The sequence below is a fragment of the Leclercia sp. J807 genome (genome assembly GCF_009734465.1).
GTDB lineage: Bacteria > Pseudomonadota > Gammaproteobacteria > Enterobacterales > Enterobacteriaceae > Enterobacter.
Window position 1 is genome coordinate 222,069 of sequence record NZ_CP046446.1, and the last position, 18,145, is coordinate 240,213.

Below are 18,145 nucleotides of genomic sequence, written 5' to 3' on the forward strand. Positions count from 1 at the left end.
TTGTAGTGCTCACACAGATTGTCTGATGAATGATGAACTTCTGAATGTACTTTTGAGTGCATTAAGAAGTTTTGCTCTTTAAAAATCTGGATCAAGCTGAAAATTGAAACGACACACTGTGTCTGTTCTCCGTAATAAGAACAGATGAAGGTGTGTTCGAGTCTCTCAAATTTTCACAACGCGAAGTGAAACAGCTTCGGGTTGTGAGGTTAAGCGACTAAGCGTACACGGTGGATGCCCTGGCAGTCAGAGGCGATGAAGGACGTGCTAATCTGCGAAAAGCGCCGGCGAGGTGATATGAACCCTTGACCCGGCGATGTCCGAATGGGGAAACCCAGTGCAATCCGTTGCACTATCGTTAGCTGAATACATAGGCTAACGAGGCGAACCGGGGGAACTGAAACATCTAAGTACCCCGAGGAAAAGAAATCAACCGAGATTCCCCCAGTAGCGGCGAGCGAACGGGGAGCAGCCCGGAGTCTGAATCAGCTTGTGTGTTAGTGGAAGCGTCTGGAAAGTCGCAGGGTACAGGGTGATACTCCCGTACACGAAAGCACACATGCTGTGAACTCGAAGAGTAGGGCGGGACACGTGGTATCCTGTCTGAATATGGGGGGACCATCCTCCAAGGCTAAATACTCCTGACTGACCGATAGTGAACCAGTACCGTGAGGGAAAGGCGAAAAGAACCCCGGCGAGGGGAGTGAAAAAGAACCTGAAACCGTGTACGTACAAGCAGTGGGAGCATCCTTCGGGGTGTGACTGCGTACCTTTTGTATAATGGGTCAGCGACTTATATTCTGTAGCAAGGTTAACCGTATAGGGGAGCCGGAGGGAAACCGAGTCTTAACTGGGCGTTAAGTTGCAGGGTATAGACCCGAAACCCGGTGATCTAGCCATGGGCAGGTTGAAGGTTGGGTAACACTAACTGGAGGACCGAACCGACTAATGTTGAAAAATTAGCGGATGACCTGTGGCTGGGGGTGAAAGGCCAATCAAACCGGGAGATAGCTGGTTCTCCCCGAAAGCTATTTAGGTAGCGCCTCGTGAATTCATCCTCGGGGGTAGAGCACTGTTTCGGCTAGGGGGCCATCCCGGCTTACCAACCCGATGCAAACTGCGAATACCGAGGAATGTTATCACGGGAGACACACGGCGGGTGCTAACGTCCGTCGTGAAGAGGGAAACAACCCAGACCGCCAGCTAAGGTCCCAAAGTCATGGTTAAGTGGGAAACGATGTGGGAAGGCACAGACAGCCAGGATGTTGGCTTAGAAGCAGCCATCATTTAAAGAAAGCGTAATAGCTCACTGGTCGAGTCGGCCTGCGCGGAAGATGTAACGGGGCTAAACCATGCACCGAAGCTGCGGCAGCGACACTATGTGTTGTTGGGTAGGGGAGCGTTCTGTAAGCCTGCGAAGGTGTGCTGTGAGGCATGCTGGAGGTATCAGAAGTGCGAATGCTGACATAAGTAACGATAAAGCGGGTGAAAAGCCCGCTCGCCGGAAGACCAAGGGTTCCTGTCCAACGTTAATCGGGGCAGGGTGAGTCGACCCCTAAGGCGAGGCCGAAAGGCGTAGTCGATGGGAAACAGGTTAATATTCCTGTACTCGGTGTTACTGCGAAGGGGGGACGGAGAAGGCTATGTTGGCCGGGCGACGGTTGTCCCGGTTTAAGCATGTAGGCGGAGGTTCCAGGTAAATCCGGTACCTTTTAACGCTGAGGTGTGATGACGAGGCACTACGGTGCTGAAGCAACAAATGCCCTGCTTCCAGGAAAAGCCTCTAAGCATCAGGTAACATCAAATCGTACCCCAAACCGACACAGGTGGTCAGGTAGAGAATACCAAGGCGCTTGAGAGAACTCGGGTGAAGGAACTAGGCAAAATGGTGCCGTAACTTCGGGAGAAGGCACGCTGATATGTAGGTGAAGCCCCTGCGGGTGGAGCTGAAATCAGTCGAAGATACCAGCTGGCTGCAACTGTTTATTAAAAACACAGCACTGTGCAAACACGAAAGTGGACGTATACGGTGTGACGCCTGCCCGGTGCCGGAAGGTTAATTGATGGGGTTAGCTGTAAGGCGAAGCTCTTGATCGAAGCCCCGGTAAACGGCGGCCGTAACTATAACGGTCCTAAGGTAGCGAAATTCCTTGTCGGGTAAGTTCCGACCTGCACGAATGGCGTAATGATGGCCAGGCTGTCTCCACCCGAGACTCAGTGAAATTGAAATCGCTGTGAAGATGCAGTGTACCCGCGGCAAGACGGAAAGACCCCGTGAACCTTTACTATAGCTTGACACTGAACACTGGTCCTTGATGTGTAGGATAGGTGGGAGGCTTTGAAGTGTGGACGCCAGTCTGCATGGAGCCGTCCTTGAAATACCACCCTTTAATGGCTGGTGTTCTAACGTGGACCCGTTACCCGGGTTGCGGACAGTGTCTGGTGGGTAGTTTGACTGGGGCGGTCTCCTCCTAAAGAGTAACGGAGGAGCACGAAGGTCAGCTAATCCTGGTCGGACATCAGGAGGTTAGTGCAATGGCATAAGCTGGCTTGACTGCGAGAGTGACGGCTCGAGCAGGTGCGAAAGCAGGTCATAGTGATCCGGTGGTTCTGAATGGAAGGGCCATCGCTCAACGGATAAAAGGTACTCCGGGGATAACAGGCTGATACCGCCCAAGAGTTCATATCGACGGCGGTGTTTGGCACCTCGATGTCGGCTCATCACATCCTGGGGCTGAAGTAGGTCCCAAGGGTATGGCTGTTCGCCATTTAAAGTGGTACGCGAGCTGGGTTTAGAACGTCGTGAGACAGTTCGGTCCCTATCTGCCGTGGGCGCTGGAGAATTGAGGGGGGCTGCTCCTAGTACGAGAGGACCGGAGTGGACGCATCACTGGTGTTCGGGTTGTCATGCCAATGGCACTGCCCGGTAGCTAAATGCGGAAGAGATAAGTGCTGAAAGCATCTAAGCACGAAACTTGCCCCGAGATGAGTTCTCCCTGACCCTTTAAGGGTCCTGAAGGAACGTTGAAGACGACGACGTTGATAGGCCGGGTGTGTAAGCGCAGCGATGCGTTGAGCTAACCGGTACTAATGAACCGTGAGGCTTAACCTTACAACGCCGAAGCTGTTTCGGTGGGTTTGAGAAGATTTTCAGCTGATACAGATTACAGAATTTGCCTGGCGGCTGTAGCGCGGTGGTCCCACCTGACCCCATGCCGAACTCAGAAGTGAAACGCCGTAGCGCCGATGGTAGTGTGGGGCCTCCCCATGCGAGAGTAGGGAACTGCCAGGCATCAATTAAAGAAACCCCGTACCGCAAGGTACGGGGTTTTTTGCCGTCTGTGGTAAACCGCCGGATGACGGCCTCGCCTTACCCGGCCTACGGCTATCCCTTTCTTGAAACTTTCTCACCTTTCACATGCAGACTCGACATTTAGGTTATTCCTGGTTATTGTCAGCTATCTGGATGTCTAAACGTTTATACGTATGCTTTGAGGATTTTAGGTTATGCCGATTCGGGTGCAGGACGAGCTACCAGCCGTCAATTTCTTGCGTGAAGAGAATGTCTTTGTCATGACGGCTTCGCGCGCTACAGGTCAGGAAATTCGTCCTCTGAAGGTGCTTATCCTGAACCTGATGCCAAAGAAGATTGAGACGGAAAACCAGTTCCTCCGCTTGCTCTCAAACTCCCCGCTGCAGGTCGATATTCAGCTGCTGCGTATTGATGCGCGCGAGTCCCGTAATACGCCTTCTGAGCATCTCAATAACTTCTACTGCAACTTTGAAGATATCCGTAACGAGAACTTTGATGGCTTGATCGTTACCGGTGCGCCGCTTGGTCTGGTTGAATTCAACGACGTTGCCTACTGGCCGCAAATCAAGCAGGTGCTGGAGTGGGCCAAAGATCATGTCACGTCAACCCTGTTCGTCTGCTGGGCGGTCCAGGCGGCGCTCAACATTCTGTACGGCATCCCTAAACAAACCCGTACTGAAAAGCTCTCTGGTGTCTACGAGCATCATATTCTGCACCCTCATGCGCTGCTGACTCGCGGGTTTGATGACTCCTTCCTGGCGCCGCATTCGCGCTATGCCGATTTCCCGGCTGCATTGATTCGTGACTACACCGATCTTGAGATCCTCGCGGAAACCGAAGAGGGCGATGCCTATCTGTTTGCCAGCAAAGACAAGCGTATTGCCTTTGTCACTGGCCATCCGGAATACGATCCAGATACCCTGGCGAGCGAATATTTCCGCGATGTGGAAGCGGGTTTGAATCCGGACGTACCGTACAACTATTTCCCGCAAAACGATCCGCAGAACAAACCACGTGCCACCTGGCGCAGCCACGGCAATCTGCTGTTTACCAACTGGCTTAACTACTACGTCTACCAGATCACGCCGTACGATCTGCGCCACATGAATCCGACGCTGGATTAATCCTCTGACGATCCTCATCCTGTAGCGTTTCAGCTCTCCAGTTAAGGCACCTTCGGGTGCCTTTTTTATTTCCGAAATTCACTCCGCCTATAGAAAAATTTTTAAATTCATTTTTATCAGCAAGTTACCAAGCATTTAAATTAAAAATGGAAATTGTTTTTGATTTTATTGTAGAGCGAGATAGTCTTAATTCTGCTGAACGAAAACTACACAAGGATCTTTCGTTCGCGTGGGGGAAATAAATTCGGATCAATGAAGAGGAGCAGCGCAATGAATCAACAGGCAACCATTATCGATGAACTGTCCTTCACTCAACCGCATGGTGAGCAGGAGAAGCAGATCCTGACCGCCGATGCCGTAGAGTTCCTTACCGAGCTGGTGACTCGCTTCACGCCAAAGCGCAATAAATTACTGGCGGCACGTATCCAGCAGCAGCAAGACATTGATAATGGAAAGCTGCCTGACTTTATTTCGGAAACTGCTTCCATTCGAGAAGGAAGCTGGACGATCCGCGGTATCCCGCAGGATCTGCAGGACCGACGCGTTGAAATCACCGGCCCGGTTGAGCGCAAGATGGTGATCAACGCGCTGAACGCCAATGTGAAGGTCTTTATGGCCGATTTTGAAGATTCACTGGCACCCGACTGGAATAAAGTGATTGATGGGCAGATCAACCTGCGTGATGCGGTTGATGGCACCATCAGCCACACCAACGAAGCGGGCAAAATCTACCAGCTTAAGCCCAACCCGGCGGTACTGGTTTGCCGCGTACGTGGCCTGCATTTACCGGAAAAGCATGTCACCTGGAACAATGAGGCGATCCCCGGCAGCCTGTTCGATTTTGCGCTCTACTTCTTCCATAACCATAAAAACCTGCTGGCAAAAGGCAGCGGGCCTTACTTCTATCTGCCAAAAACGCAGTCATGGCAGGAAGCGGCCTGGTGGAGTGAGGTCTTTAGTTACACTGAAGACCGTTTTGAACTGCCGCGCGGCACCATCAAGGCCACGCTGCTGATTGAAACGTTGCCTGCGGTCTTCCAGATGGATGAGATTCTGCATGCCCTGCGTGACCACATTGTTGGCCTGAACTGCGGCCGCTGGGATTACATCTTCAGCTACATCAAGACTCTGAAGAACCACCCGGATCGCGTTCTGCCCGATCGTCAGGTGGTGACGATGGATAAATCCTTCCTGAATGCCTATTCGCGTCTGCTGATCAAAACCTGCCACAAGCGCGGCGCCTTCGCGATGGGCGGCATGGCAGCCTTTATTCCCAGCAAAGACAACGAACGTAATACCCAGGTGCTGAACAAAGTGAAGGCCGATAAAGAGCTGGAAGCCAGCAACGGCCATGACGGCACCTGGGTGGCGCACCCCGGCCTGGCAGATACCGCCATGGAGGTGTTCAACCGCATCCTGGGCGATAACAAAAACCAGCTGCACGTGACCCGCGAAGAGGATGCGCCCGTTACCGCTGCACAGCTTCTCGAACCGTGCGAGGGCGAGCGCACCGAAGAGGGGATGCGCGCCAACATCCGCGTGGCCGTGCAGTACATCGAAGCGTGGATCTCCGGTAACGGCTGTGTACCGATTTACGGTCTGATGGAGGATGCCGCCACCGCCGAGATCTCCCGCACCTCTATCTGGCAGTGGATCCATCATCAGAAAACGCTCAGCAACGGCAAGCCCGTCACCAAAGCCCTGTTCCGCCAGATGCTGTCGGAAGAGATGCTGAACATTCAGGAAGAGCTGGGCGAGCACCGCTTCAGCAGCGGTCGCTTCGACGCCGCCGCGCGCCTGATGGAACAGATCACCACCTCAGATGACTTAATCGACTTCCTGACGCTGCCGGGCTACCGCCTGCTGGCCTGATTTCACCACATAACAATATGGAGCATCTGCACATGAAAACCCGTACCCAACAGATCGAAGCATTACAGAATGAGTGGACTCAGCCGCGCTGGGAAGGCATTGAACGCCCTTATAGCGCTGAGGATGTGGTGAAGTTACGCGGCTCGGTAAACCCGGAATGCACCCTGGCGCAGCTGGGTGCCGCCAAAATGTGGCGTCTGCTGCACGGCGAGTCGAAGAAAGGCTACATCAACAGCCTCGGCGCGCTGACCGGTGGCCAGGCGTTGCAGCAGGCGAAAGCGGGCATTGAAGCGGTCTATCTGTCAGGCTGGCAGGTGGCGGCAGATGCCAACCTTGCATCCAGCATGTACCCGGATCAGTCCCTCTATCCGGCGAATTCCGTCCCGGCCGTGGTGGAGCGAATCAACAACACTTTCCGTCGTGCGGATCAGATCCAGTGGGCATCCGGTATTGAGCCAAACGATCCGCGCTTCGTCGATTACTTCCTGCCGATTGTGGCCGACGCCGAGGCGGGCTTTGGTGGGGTGCTGAATGCCTTTGAGCTGATGAAATCGATGATTGAAGCCGGTGCAGCGGCTGTCCACTTCGAAGATCAGCTGGCCTCCGTGAAGAAGTGCGGACACATGGGCGGCAAAGTGCTGGTTCCGACTCAGGAGGCGATCCAGAAACTGGTGGCTGCCCGTCTGGCCGCTGACGTCATGGGCGTCCCGACGCTGGTGATTGCCCGTACCGATGCCGATGCCGCAGATCTGATCACCTCCGACTGCGACCCTTACGACAGTCAGTTTATTACCGGCGAACGCACCAGCGAAGGGTTCTACCGTACCCATGCCGGCATTGAGCAGGCGATCAGCCGTGGCCTGGCGTATGCACCGTATGCGGATCTGGTGTGGTGCGAAACCTCCACCCCGGATCTGGCGCTGGCGAAACGCTTTGCCGATGCCATCCATGCGAAGTATCCGGGCAAGCTGCTGGCCTACAACTGCTCGCCCTCCTTTAACTGGCAGAAAAATCTGGATGATAAAACGATCGCCAGCTTCCAGCAGGAACTGTCGGACATGGGCTACAAATACCAGTTCATCACCCTGGCGGGCATTCACAGCATGTGGTTTAACATGTTCGACCTGGCGCACGCTTACGCTCAGGGCGAGGGCATGAAGCACTACGTCGAGAAGGTCCAGCAGCCGGAGTTCGCGGCAAGTCAAAAGGGCTATACCTTCGTCTCGCACCAGCAGGAAGTGGGAACAGGCTACTTCGACAGAGTGACCACCATCATCCAGGGCGGCGCCTCCTCCGTCACCGCCCTGACCGGGTCGACCGAAGAAGCGCAGTTCTGATAACGGAAACGCCCGGTGGCATTGCGCTTACCGGGCCTACGGTTCTGTTTCCTGGGGTGAGGGACATCTATGTCGCGTGGCCTGGAATTACTGATTGCGCAGACCATTTTGCAGGGCTTTGATGCTCAGTATGGCCGTTTTCTGGAAGTGACGGGCGGGGCGCAGCAGCGCTTCGAGCAGGCAGACTGGCACGCCGTGCAGCAGGCCATGAAACAGCGTATTCATCTCTACGATCATCATGTGGGTCTGGTGGTAGAGCAGCTGCGCTGCATCACCGGCAGCATCGATATCAATGCCGCTTTTTTGCTGCGGGTGAAAAGCCATTACACCCAGCTGCTGCCGGATTATCCGCGTTATGAGATTGCGGAAAGCTTTTTCAACTCTGTCTACTGTCGGCTGTTTGATCACCGCTCGCTGTCACCGGAGCGGCTTTTTATTTTCAGCTCTCAGCCGGGGCAACGTTTTCGTGCCTTGCCGCGTCCGCTGGCGAAAGATTTCTATCCTGAACAGGGGTGGGAGGCGTTGTTAACCAAAGTGTTGGCCGATCTCCCTCTGCGTCTGCCGTGGCAAAATCGCCCGCGTGATGTCGGGTATATCATCGCCCATCTGTCGGAAACGCTCGGCGCGGACACTCTGCCAGACTCTCATTTACAGGTGGCGAATGAACTGTTCTACCGCAACAAAGCCGCCTGGCTGGTGGGGAAACTGATTACCCCGGACGCCACGCTGCCGTTTTTACTGCCCATTCACCGCAGCGACGAAGGTGAACTGGTGGTGGATACCTGCCTGACCACCAGCGCCGAAGCGAGCATTGTTTTCGGCTTCGCCCGTTCCTACTTTATGGTTTACGCCCCCCTGCCAGGCGCGCTGGTGGAGTGGCTGCGTGAGATCCTGCCCGGTAAAACCACCGCTGAGTTGTATATGGCGATAGGGTGTCAGAAACATGCGAAAACCGAGAGCTACCGGGAATACCTGCACTATATCACCCATGCGGATGAGCAGTTTATCGAGGCGCCAGGCATTCGCGGCATGGTGATGCTGGTCTTTACCCTGCCGGGTTTTGACCGGGTGTTTAAGGTGATAAAGGATAAATTCGCCCCGCAGAAAGAGATGTCTGCCGCCCATGTGCGCGCCTGCTACCAGCTGGTTAAGGAGCACGATCGCGTCGGGCGCATGGCGGATACCCAGGAGTTTGAGAATTTTGTTCTCGATAAGCGACAGATTGCGCCGCAGCTGATGGCGTTGTTGTTCCAGGAAGCGCCAGAAAAAATCAGCGATCTGGGGGATAAAATCGTCATCAGTCATCTCTACATTGAACGGCGGATGGTGCCGCTCAATATCTGGCTGGAGCAGTCAGAGGGGCAGGCGCTGCACGATGCGATTGAAGAGTACGGCAATGCCATCCGGCAGCTGGCGGCAGCCAATATCTTCCCGGGCGACATGCTATTTAAAAACTTTGGCGTCACCCGTCACGGGCGGGTCGTGTTCTATGACTACGACGAAATCTGCTACATGACGGAAGTGAATTTTCGTGAAATCCCGCCGCCGCGCTACCTGGAAGATGAGCTCGCCAGCGAGCCCTGGTACAGCGTCTCGCCGGGAGATGTCTTCCCGGAGGAGTTTCGCCACTGGTTATGCGCTGACCCGCGTATTGGAGCACTGTTTGAAGAGATGCATGCCGATCTGTTTCGCGCCGATTACTGGCGTGGCCTGCAAACCCGCATTAAGAACGGGCATGTGGAAGATGTTTATGCTTACCGGCGTAAGCAGCGGTTTAGCGTGAAGTATGCGGCTTAACGCCGGGTGGCGGCTGCGCCTTACCCGGCCTACAGAATTTTGTAGGCCCGTGCAAGCATAGCGCCGCCGGGCATTGAAGACTTAACGAATCCCACCATACGCCAGCGTCACCTCTTTCGCCGCCTTAATTACCAGCGCCCCCAGCTCAGTCACCCGGTCGTCGGTCATCCGTGAGATCGGCCCGGAGATGGAGATAGCGGCAAACGGCTCGCGGTGCTCATCATAAATGCAGGCGGCAATACAGCGCAGGCCGAGAGCATGCTCTTCATCATCGAAGGAGTAGCCGCGCTTGCGCGTCAGGGCTAAATCCTCTTTCAGATGCACCGGTGATACCAACGTCGCATGGGTATAGGCGTGTAAGCCTTTGCGGTGCAGCAGACCCGTCACCTGCTCCTCGCTGAGCTGGGACAAAAACGCCTTTCCTGCCCCGGAGGCGTGCATCGGCAGCTTGCCGCCAATCGGGGCCGACATGCGCATCAGTTGGGTACACTGCACCTGGTCGATAATAATCGCCTGGTGATCGCTCTGATCGAGCACCGCCAGGTTGACCGTCTCGCCGGAGTCTTCCATCAGCTTGCGCAGGATCGGATGGACAATGGCGAGCAGATTACGGCTCTGCAAAAAGCTGCTGCCGACAATAAACGCGTGGGCACCCACGGACCAGTGCCCGAGCTCACCCACCTGACGGACAAAGCCCAGCTGCTGCATGGTGGTCAGCAGGCGATGGGTGGTGGAATTTGGCAGGCCAGCCTGCTGGGCCAGCTCCGTTAGCGCCACGCTGCTGTGCGACTCGGCTATCCATTCGAGGAGCTTTAACCCCCGGGTCAGGGACTGGACTTGACCGCCCGCCTGGGCGGTCGCGGCGGCGGGTTTTCTGCCGCGTTTAGCGGGAACGGTGGCGACCATGGCAGGCTCCTTTTTTCTGTATCGTGGAAATCATTTTCGTTTTATTTGGGTATTTTGCAACCGTTATCCTGACTGATCGGATGAGTCATGCTGAACATGTCTCATGTTACCGCGGTGTGACTTTTCCCCTTAGCAAGATTATGCCAGTATGGACTGCTGGCCTTTTGGCCTGGTTGAGCGTTGTCGGGAGCAAGTGTGAGCAGCAAAGTAGATCAACTGCGTGCGCAGTTAAATGAACGCATTCTGGTACTGGATGGCGGTATGGGCACCATGATCCAGAGCTATCGTCTGAGTGAAGACGACTTTCGCGGCGACCGTTTCGCCGACTGGCCCTGCGATCTGAAAGGTAACAATGACCTGCTGGTACTCAGCAAGCCAGAGATTATCGCCGCCATTCACTACGCCTATTTCGAGGCGGGTGCGGATATCGTTGAGACCAACACCTTTAACTCGACAACCATCGCCATGGCGGATTACGAGATGGAATCCCTGTCGGCGGAGATCAACTACGAGGCAGCGAAGCTGGCCCGCGCCTGCGCCGATGAGTGGACGGCCCGCACGCCAGAGAAACCGCGCTATGTGGCGGGCGTGCTTGGCCCGACCAACCGCACCGCCTCTATCTCGCCGGATGTGAACGATCCAGCTTTTCGTAATATCACCTTTGACCAGCTGGTGACCGCGTACCGCGAGTCCACCAAAGCGCTGGTGGAAGGCGGTGTCGATCTGATCATGATTGAAACGGTCTTCGATACGCTCAACGCCAAAGCCGCCATCTACGCGGTGAAAGAGGAGTTCGAAGCCCTGGGTGTCGACCTGCCGATTATGATCTCCGGCACCATCACCGATGCCTCTGGCCGTACCCTCTCCGGGCAGACCACCGAAGCCTTTTACAACTCCCTGCGCCACGCCGATGCCCTGACCTTTGGCCTGAACTGTGCCCTGGGGCCGGACGAACTGCGCCAGTATGTGCAGGAGCTGTCGCGCATCGCGGAGTGCTACGTCACTGCCCACCCGAATGCCGGCCTGCCGAACGCCTTTGGTGAGTACGATCTCGATGCCGCCACCATGGCGGCGCAGATCCGCGAGTGGGCCGAATCCGGGTTCCTGAATATCGTCGGCGGCTGCTGCGGCACCACGCCAGAGCACATTGCCGCCATGAGCAACGCGGTGGCGGGCCTGGCACCACGTAAGCTCCCCGACCTGCCGGTGGCCTGTCGACTATCTGGTCTTGAGCCGCTGAACATTGGCGATGAGAGCCTGTTTGTGAACGTTGGCGAACGTACCAACGTGACCGGCTCCGCGAAGTTCAAACGCCTGATCAAAGAAGAGAAGTACAGCGAAGCGCTGGACGTTGCCCGCCAGCAGGTTGAGAGCGGGGCGCAGATCATTGATATCAACATGGATGAGGGGATGCTCGACGCCGAAGCGGCGATGGTGCGTTTCCTCAACCTGATCGCCGGTGAGCCGGACATTGCCCGCGTGCCGATTATGATCGACTCCTCGAAGTGGGAAGTGATCGAAAAAGGGCTGAAGTGCATTCAGGGCAAGGGGATCGTTAACTCCATCTCAATGAAAGAGGGGGTTGAGCCCTTTATCCACCACGCGAAGATGGTGCGCCGCTATGGTGCCGCCGTGGTGGTGATGGCCTTTGACGAAGTGGGCCAGGCGGATACCCGGGAGCGCAAAATTGAAATTTGCCGCCGCGCATACCAGATTTTGACCGAAGAGGTCGGCTTCCCACCGGAAGACATTATCTTTGACCCGAACATCTTTGCCGTCGCCACCGGGATCGAAGAGCACAACAACTACGCCCAGGACTTTATTGGCGCCTGCGAAGACATCAAGCGCGAGCTGCCGCATGCCCTGATCTCTGGCGGCGTCTCCAACGTTTCGTTCTCGTTCCGCGGTAACGATCCGGTGCGTGAGGCGATCCACGCGGTGTTCCTCTATTACGCCATCCGTAATGGGATGGATATGGGGATCGTCAACGCCGGCCAGCTGGCGATTTATGACGACCTGCCACTGGAGCTGCGCGACGCGGTTGAGGATGTGATCCTGAATCGCCGCGACGACGCCACCGAGCGCATGCTGGAGCTGGCCGAAAAGTATCGCGGCAGCAAAGCTGATGATAGCGCCAACGTTCAGCAGGCGGAGTGGCGTACCTGGGATGTGAAAAAACGCCTCGAATATTCGCTGGTAAAAGGGATCACCGAGTTTATCGAACAAGATACCGAAGAGGCCCGCCAGCAGGCCGCGCGCCCGATTGAAGTGATCGAAGGGCCGCTGATGGACGGCATGAACGTGGTCGGCGATCTGTTCGGCGAGGGCAAAATGTTCCTGCCGCAGGTGGTGAAATCCGCCCGCGTGATGAAGCAGGCCGTGGCCTATCTGGAGCCGTTTATCGAAGCCAGCAAAGAGAAAGGTTCCAGTAACGGCAAGATGGTCATCGCCACCGTAAAAGGCGACGTGCATGACATCGGCAAAAACATCGTCGGCGTGGTGCTGCAGTGTAATAACTACGAGATTATCGATCTGGGCGTGATGGTGCCAGCGGAGAAAATCCTCAAAACCGCACGCGAAGTGAATGCCGATCTGATTGGCCTCTCCGGGCTGATCACCCCGTCGCTGGATGAGATGGTCAACGTGGCGAAAGAGATGGAGCGCCAGGGCTTTACCATTCCGCTACTGATTGGCGGCGCGACCACCTCCAAAGCGCACACTGCCGTGAAGATCGAGCAGAACTACAGCGGGCCGACGGTCTACGTACAGAACGCCTCGCGCACGGTTGGCGTGGTTTCGGCGCTGCTTTCAGCGACCCAGCGAGACGACTTTGTTGCCAGAACCCGCAAAGAGTATGAAACGGTGCGCATTCAGCACGGGCGTAAAAAGCCGCGCACCCCGCCGGTAACGCTGGCGGCGGCGCGGGATAACGACCTGGCCTTTGACTGGTCGAGCTATACGCCGCCAGTTGCCCATCGTCTGGGCGTGCAGGAGGTAACGGCCAGCATCGAGACCCTGCGCAACTACATCGACTGGACGCCGTTCTTTATGACCTGGTCGCTGGCCGGGAAGTATCCGCGCATTCTGGAAGATGAGGTGGTGGGCGAGGAGGCGAAGCGCCTGTTTAAAGATGCCAACGACCTGCTCGACAAGCTCAGCGCCGAGAAAACCCTTAACCCGCGCGGCGTGGTGGGGCTGTTCCCCGCTAACCGCGTAGGTGACGACATCGAAATTTATCGCGATGAGACGCGTACTCACGTGCTGACCGTAAGCCATCATCTGCGTCAGCAGACCGAGAAGGTGGGTTTTGCTAACTACTGTCTGGCTGATTTTGTCGCGCCGAAGCTGAGCGGCAAAGCGGACTACATCGGTGCCTTTGCCGTGACCGGCGGGCTGGAGGAGGACGCACTGGCGGATGCCTACGAAGCGCAGCATGATGATTACAACAAAATCATGATTAAAGCGATTGCCGACCGTCTGGCCGAGGCGTTTGCGGAATACCTGCACGAGCGGGTGCGTAAGGTGCACTGGGGTTACGCGCCTACTGAGAATCTCAGCAATGAGGATCTGATCCGTGAGAACTACCAGGGGATCCGTCCGGCGCCAGGCTACCCGGCCTGCCCGGAGCATACCGAGAAAGGCACTATCTGGCGGCTTCTGGATGTCGAAGCCCATACCGGCATGAAGCTCACCGAGTCCTTCGCCATGTGGCCGGGTGCATCGGTTTCCGGCTGGTACTTCAGTCACCCTGACAGCAAATACTTCGCCGTGGCGCAGATCCAGCGTGACCAGGTGGAAGATTATGCCCTGCGTAAAGGGATGAGCGTGGCGGAGGTGGAGCGCTGGTTAGCGCCAAACCTCGGCTACGACGCCGACTGACCTGGCTTACTTGCCAGCTTGCACCAGGGCTGTCCTCACTGCGGGCAGTCTGTGTGCAATCTGACTGCGCCGCCGACGGTCAGGGTCCGGCTCACGTCACGTTTCCTTACAACAAACAGGGCACCCAATGGGTGCCCTGTCTCTTTCTTACGTTTGACCCCTTATACTTGAGAAGAGCTCAGGCCAGGCGTAGGCCGGATAAGCGAAGCGCCATCCGGCGTTTCTGGCATGGGCTTAAGGAACCGATAACGAAAAGGAGAACCTGTATCCGTGCTGACTCTGCTACATCTGCTTTCTGCCGTGGCGTTGCTGGTCTGGGGCACCCATATTGTTCGTACCGGCGTAATGCGCGTTTTTGGCGCCCGCTTACGTACCGTTCTCAGTCGCAGCGTTGAGAAAAAGCCGCTCGCGTTCTGTGCAGGCATTGGCGTCACCGCGCTGGTGCAAAGCAGCAATGCCACCACCATGCTGGTCACCTCGTTTGTGGCCCAGGATCTGGTGGCGCTGACGCCTGCGCTGGTGATTGTTCTCGGTGCCGATGTAGGGACCGCGCTGATGGCGCGAGTATTGACCTTTGATCTCTCCTGGCTGTCGCCGCTGTTGATCTTTATCGGCGTGATATTTTTCCTTGGCCGTAAGCAGACCCGGGCCGGACAGCTGGGGCGCGTGGGGATCGGCCTTGGGCTGATTCTGCTGGCCCTGGAGCTGATCGTTCAGGCCGTCACCCCCATTACGCAGGCCAGCGGCGTCCAGGTTATCTTCGCTTCGCTGACCGGCGATATCATGCTGGATGCGTTGATTGGAGCGGTGTTTGCGCTTATCAGCTATTCCAGCCTGGCGGCGGTACTGTTAACCGCGACCCTGACCGCGGCGGGGATCATCTCCTTCCCGGTCGCCCTCTGTCTGGTGATTGGTGCGAACCTTGGCTCCGGCCTGCTGGCGGTACTTAATAACAGCGCCGCCAATGCCGCAGCGCGCCGCGTAGCGCTTGGCAGCCTGCTGTTTAAGCTGGTGGGAAGCCTGATTATTCTGCCGTTCGTTAAGCCGCTGGCGGACCTGATGGATAACCTGTCGCTGCCGGAATCGGAGATGGTCATCTACTTCCACGTCTTCTATAACCTGGTGCGCTGCGTGGCGATGGTGCCCTTTGCTGGGCCAATGGCGCGCTTCTGTGAACGTATCATCCGCGATGAACCGGAGCTCGATGCCCGTCTGAAACCGAAACATCTCGATACCACCGCGCTGGATACCCCGGCGCTGGCGCTGGCCAATGCCGCCCGTGAAACGCTGCGCATGGGCGATGCGATGGAGTTAATGCTGGAGGGGCTGAAAAAGGTGGTACATGGCGAGCCGCGGGAAGAGAAAGCGCTGCGTAAACTCGCCGACGATATCAACGTGCTCTATACCGCCATCAAACTCTACCTGGCGCGGATGCCAAAAGATGAGCTGGCGGAAGAGGAGTCCCGCCGCTGGGCGGAGATCATCGAAATGTCGCTTAACCTTGAGCAGGCCTCCGACATCGTCGAGCGCATGGGGAGCGAAATCGCCGATAAATCGCTGGCGGCCCGCCGGGCATTCTCCCTGGAAGGGGTTAAAGAGCTGGACGCGCTGCACGATCAGCTCCTCGCCAACCTTAAGCTGGCGATGTCGGTCTTTTTCTCCGGCGATGTGCCCAGCGCCCGCCGTCTGCGCCGTAATAAACACCGGTTCCGTATTCTCAACCGTCGCTATTCCCACGCACACGTTGACCGGCTGCACCAGCAGAACGTGCAAAGCATTGAGACCAGCTCCCTGCACCTGGGGCTGCTTGGCGACATGAAGCGCCTTAACTCCCTGTTCTGCGCGGTGGCTTACAGCGTAATGGAGCAGCCGGATGAAGACGATGGGCGGGATGAGTATTGATCTGGAAAGCGCCTCGCAGAACGGAGCGGCGAGGCGTGAGTAAACACATCGCCTGGTTTAATGTTATGCCATGGATGATATGTATAAAATTTTATACAGGGATGTGTTATGCTGCCAGAAAGACCGACCCTGCGCCCGATAGCTTGGGTAGGGAGTGCGTTCGATGATTTGCTCTGTTTTCCCGAGGAGGTCCGCCGGGAGGCTGGCTATCAGTTGCACCGCCTGCAGGCAGGGTTAGAGGCGGCAGACTGGAAGCCAATGGCAGAGATTGGCAGAGGCGTGGAAGAAGTCAGATTGCGCAGTAGTTCTGGGGCTTACCGTATCCTCTACCTGGCCCGTTTTGAAGAGGCTGTTTATATCCTGCACTGTTTTATAAAAAAAAGCCGACGTACATCAGAGCACGATAAGCGTATCGCGAAAGCGCGTTTTCAGAGCGTAATGGAGGAGCTAAGGAGTGGAAAATGAGTCAGGCCATTGATTGTAAAATTCGCCATATCACCCCTACAGAGGCAAATATTTTTGCCGAACTCGGCTTTAACGAGCATGAAGCTAAACATCTGCAGGAGGATGCCCAGAAAGAAGTCGAACAACTGTTGCTGCTTAAACGACAGCTGATGCAAGAAATTTCAGCATGGATTGCTGAGCATAACCTTCGTCAGGCGGACGTCGCGGAGAAGCTCAATGTCTCACGACCGCGTGTGTCAGATGTCGTGAATCTTAAAACCAGCAAGTTTACTCTTGATACCCTGGTGATGATGCTCAGCAAACTTGGGAAACCTGTCTCAGTGACGGTAGGCTGATCTTTTTACCAGCCGAAACCTAAGGTATATTTCGCCTCTACAGGAGAAATTATGCTGCCAACTCAATCTACCCGATTAAACAAATACATTAGCGAGAGCGGGATCTGCTCGCGCCGCGAGGCTGACCGTTACATCGAACAGGGCAACGTTTTTATCAACGGTAAACGCGCCACCATTGGCGATCAGGTTGTTCCTGGCGATGTGGTCAAAGTGAATGGTCAAACGATCGAGCCCCGTAACGCAGAAGACCTGGTGTTTATCGCGCTGAATAAACCGGTTGGCATTGTCAGTACCACGGAAGATGGCGAGCGTGACAACATCGTGGATTTCGTCAACCACAGCAGCCGTATCTTCCCGATTGGCCGCCTGGACAAAGACTCCCAAGGGTTGATTTTCCTCACCAACCACGGCGATCTGGTGAACAAGATCCTGCGTGCCGGTAACGACCACGAAAAAGAGTACATCGTCACGGTTAACAAACCGGTGACGGACGACTTTATCCGCGGCATGGGCGCAGGCGTTCCGATCCTCGGCACGGTGACGAAAAAGTGCAAGGTGAAGAAAGAGGCGCCGTTCGCGTTCCGCATTACCCTGGTTCAGGGGTTAAACCGGCAGATCCGCCGCATGTGCGAATATTTCGGTTACGAAGTGACGAAGCTGGAACGTACGCGCATTATGAACGTCAGCCTCTCCGGCATCCCGCTGGGCGAGTGGCGCGATCTGACCGATGATGAACTGATTGAGCTCTTTAAGCTGATTGAGAATTCATCCTCGGAAGCGAAACCAAAAGCGAAAGCCAAACCGAAAACCCAGGGCATCAAACGCCCGGTGGTTAAGGCTCCGCAATCGGAAGAGAAAAGCCGGGCGAAGCCTGCCGGAAACGGAAAGCGCTTTACGTCGCCAGGCCGTAAAAAGAAAGGGCGCTAATCAGCGCCTTCCACGGGTTGGGGTATTCGCTGACCAGGAAAATGTCGCCTCTTTATCTACTTTATAAGCCTGCTCTTTTCGAAGTTTGCGGGCTTTTTTGGCGTCCAGCTCACGCTGCGCCATCAGTTTGTCGATGTACTCTTTTTTGAGGTGATTGGTTTCGGCGTTGGTCAGCAGACGGCCATGGGCGATACGCGCGCGGTCGAGCAGAGTTTTCAGTTCGCGCTGCTCGCTTTCCGTCATCTCTTTCTGGGTCAATCTTGGTGTGGACATACCTGAAGCCTCCTG

Annotated in this window: 11 protein-coding genes and 2 rRNA genes; 11 read left to right on the plus strand and 2 right to left on the minus strand. The window is 55.9% G+C overall.

Features of this window, described 5'->3' with window-relative positions; genetic code table 11:
• Positions 1 to 207 precede the first annotated feature (207 nt).
• From GNG26_RS01060 to aceK, 6 genes are all read left to right on the plus strand, one after another.
• Positions 208 to 3,112, plus strand: a 23S ribosomal RNA gene (locus GNG26_RS01060).
• 64 nt (positions 3,113 to 3,176) lie between these two features.
• A 5S ribosomal RNA gene (gene rrf, locus GNG26_RS01065) occupies positions 3,177 to 3,292 on the plus strand.
• A gap of 215 nt (positions 3,293 to 3,507) precedes the next feature.
• Positions 3,508 to 4,437: a homoserine O-succinyltransferase gene (metA, locus tag GNG26_RS01070; RefSeq protein ID WP_103177818.1), complete on the plus strand. Its 930-nt coding sequence runs from the start codon at positions 3,508 to 3,510 to the stop codon at positions 4,435 to 4,437.
• A 270-nt stretch (positions 4,438 to 4,707) separates the two neighbouring features.
• On the plus strand, positions 4,708 to 6,309 hold the full coding sequence (gene aceB / locus GNG26_RS01075; RefSeq protein ID WP_156237500.1) for a malate synthase A: 1,602 nt from the start codon (positions 4,708 to 4,710) through the stop codon (positions 6,307 to 6,309).
• Positions 6,310 to 6,341: 32 nt separating this feature from the next.
• On the plus strand, positions 6,342 to 7,646 hold the full coding sequence (gene aceA / locus GNG26_RS01080) for an isocitrate lyase (RefSeq protein WP_156237501.1): 1,305 nt from the start codon (positions 6,342 to 6,344) through the stop codon (positions 7,644 to 7,646).
• Between the two features lie 69 nt (positions 7,647 to 7,715).
• Entirely contained in the window at positions 7,716 to 9,443 is a 1,728-nt protein-coding gene (gene aceK, locus GNG26_RS01085) for a bifunctional isocitrate dehydrogenase kinase/phosphatase (protein ID WP_156237502.1), read from the plus strand.
• 81 nt (positions 9,444 to 9,524) lie between these two features.
• On the opposite strand, the gene iclR is transcribed toward aceK, so the two are convergent.
• Complete coding sequence (gene iclR / locus GNG26_RS01090) at positions 9,525 to 10,349, minus strand: glyoxylate bypass operon transcriptional repressor IclR (protein ID WP_103177822.1); 825 nt, start codon at positions 10,347 to 10,349, stop codon at positions 9,525 to 9,527.
• A 195-nt stretch (positions 10,350 to 10,544) separates the two neighbouring features.
• On the opposite strand from iclR, the gene metH reads away from it, so the two are divergent.
• From metH to rluF, 5 genes are all read left to right on the plus strand, one after another.
• Positions 10,545 to 14,228 carry a methionine synthase gene (metH, locus tag GNG26_RS01095; RefSeq protein WP_156237503.1) on the plus strand — a complete coding sequence of 1,228 codons (3,684 nt, stop codon included), beginning with the start codon at positions 10,545 to 10,547 and terminating at the stop codon, positions 14,226 to 14,228.
• A gap of 270 nt (positions 14,229 to 14,498) precedes the next feature.
• Positions 14,499 to 16,130 (plus strand): Na/Pi cotransporter family protein, encoded by a 1,632-nt coding sequence (locus GNG26_RS01100; RefSeq protein ID WP_114388208.1) that lies wholly within the window; start codon positions 14,499 to 14,501, stop codon positions 16,128 to 16,130.
• 108 nt (positions 16,131 to 16,238) lie between these two features.
• Positions 16,239 to 16,595, plus strand: a complete 357-nt coding sequence (locus GNG26_RS01105; protein WP_156237504.1) for a type II toxin-antitoxin system RelE/ParE family toxin — start codon at positions 16,239 to 16,241, stop codon at positions 16,593 to 16,595.
• Positions 16,592 to 16,930 (plus strand): helix-turn-helix domain-containing protein, encoded by a 339-nt coding sequence (locus GNG26_RS01110; protein ID WP_156237505.1) that lies wholly within the window; start codon positions 16,592 to 16,594, stop codon positions 16,928 to 16,930. The genes GNG26_RS01105 and GNG26_RS01110 overlap by 4 nt, the downstream gene beginning before the upstream one ends.
• Before the next feature lie 51 nt (positions 16,931 to 16,981).
• Positions 16,982 to 17,857, plus strand: a complete 876-nt coding sequence (gene rluF, locus GNG26_RS01115; protein ID WP_103825377.1) for a 23S rRNA pseudouridine(2604) synthase RluF — start codon at positions 16,982 to 16,984, stop codon at positions 17,855 to 17,857.
• Here the strand turns inward: rluF and GNG26_RS01120 are convergent, their stop codons facing one another.
• Positions 17,858 to 18,130, minus strand: a complete 273-nt coding sequence (locus tag GNG26_RS01120) for a DUF3811 domain-containing protein (protein ID WP_103177828.1) — start codon at positions 18,128 to 18,130, stop codon at positions 17,858 to 17,860.
• Positions 18,131 to 18,145 lie beyond the last annotated feature (15 nt).

What these genes read in the sequence shown, in the direction of transcription:
- metA (WP_103177818.1), top strand. Translation starts at nt 3,508, where the DNA reads ATGCCGATTCGGGTGCAGGACGAGCTACCAGCCGTCAATTTCTTGCGT.
- aceB (WP_156237500.1), top strand. Translation starts at nt 4,708, where the DNA reads ATGAATCAACAGGCAACCATTATCGATGAACTGTCCTTCACTCAACCG.
- aceA (WP_156237501.1), top strand. Translation starts at nt 6,342, where the DNA reads ATGAAAACCCGTACCCAACAGATCGAAGCATTACAGAATGAGTGGACT.
- aceK (WP_156237502.1), top strand. Translation starts at nt 7,716, where the DNA reads ATGTCGCGTGGCCTGGAATTACTGATTGCGCAGACCATTTTGCAGGGC.
- iclR (WP_103177822.1), bottom strand. Translation starts at nt 10,349, where the DNA reads ATGGTCGCCACCGTTCCCGCTAAACGCGGCAGAAAACCCGCCGCCGCG.
- GNG26_RS01105 (WP_156237504.1), top strand. Translation starts at nt 16,239, where the DNA reads ATGCTGCCAGAAAGACCGACCCTGCGCCCGATAGCTTGGGTAGGGAGT.
- GNG26_RS01110 (WP_156237505.1), top strand. Translation starts at nt 16,592, where the DNA reads ATGAGTCAGGCCATTGATTGTAAAATTCGCCATATCACCCCTACAGAG.
- rluF (WP_103825377.1), top strand. Translation starts at nt 16,982, where the DNA reads ATGCTGCCAACTCAATCTACCCGATTAAACAAATACATTAGCGAGAGC.
- GNG26_RS01120 (WP_103177828.1), bottom strand. Translation starts at nt 18,130, where the DNA reads ATGTCCACACCAAGATTGACCCAGAAAGAGATGACGGAAAGCGAGCAG.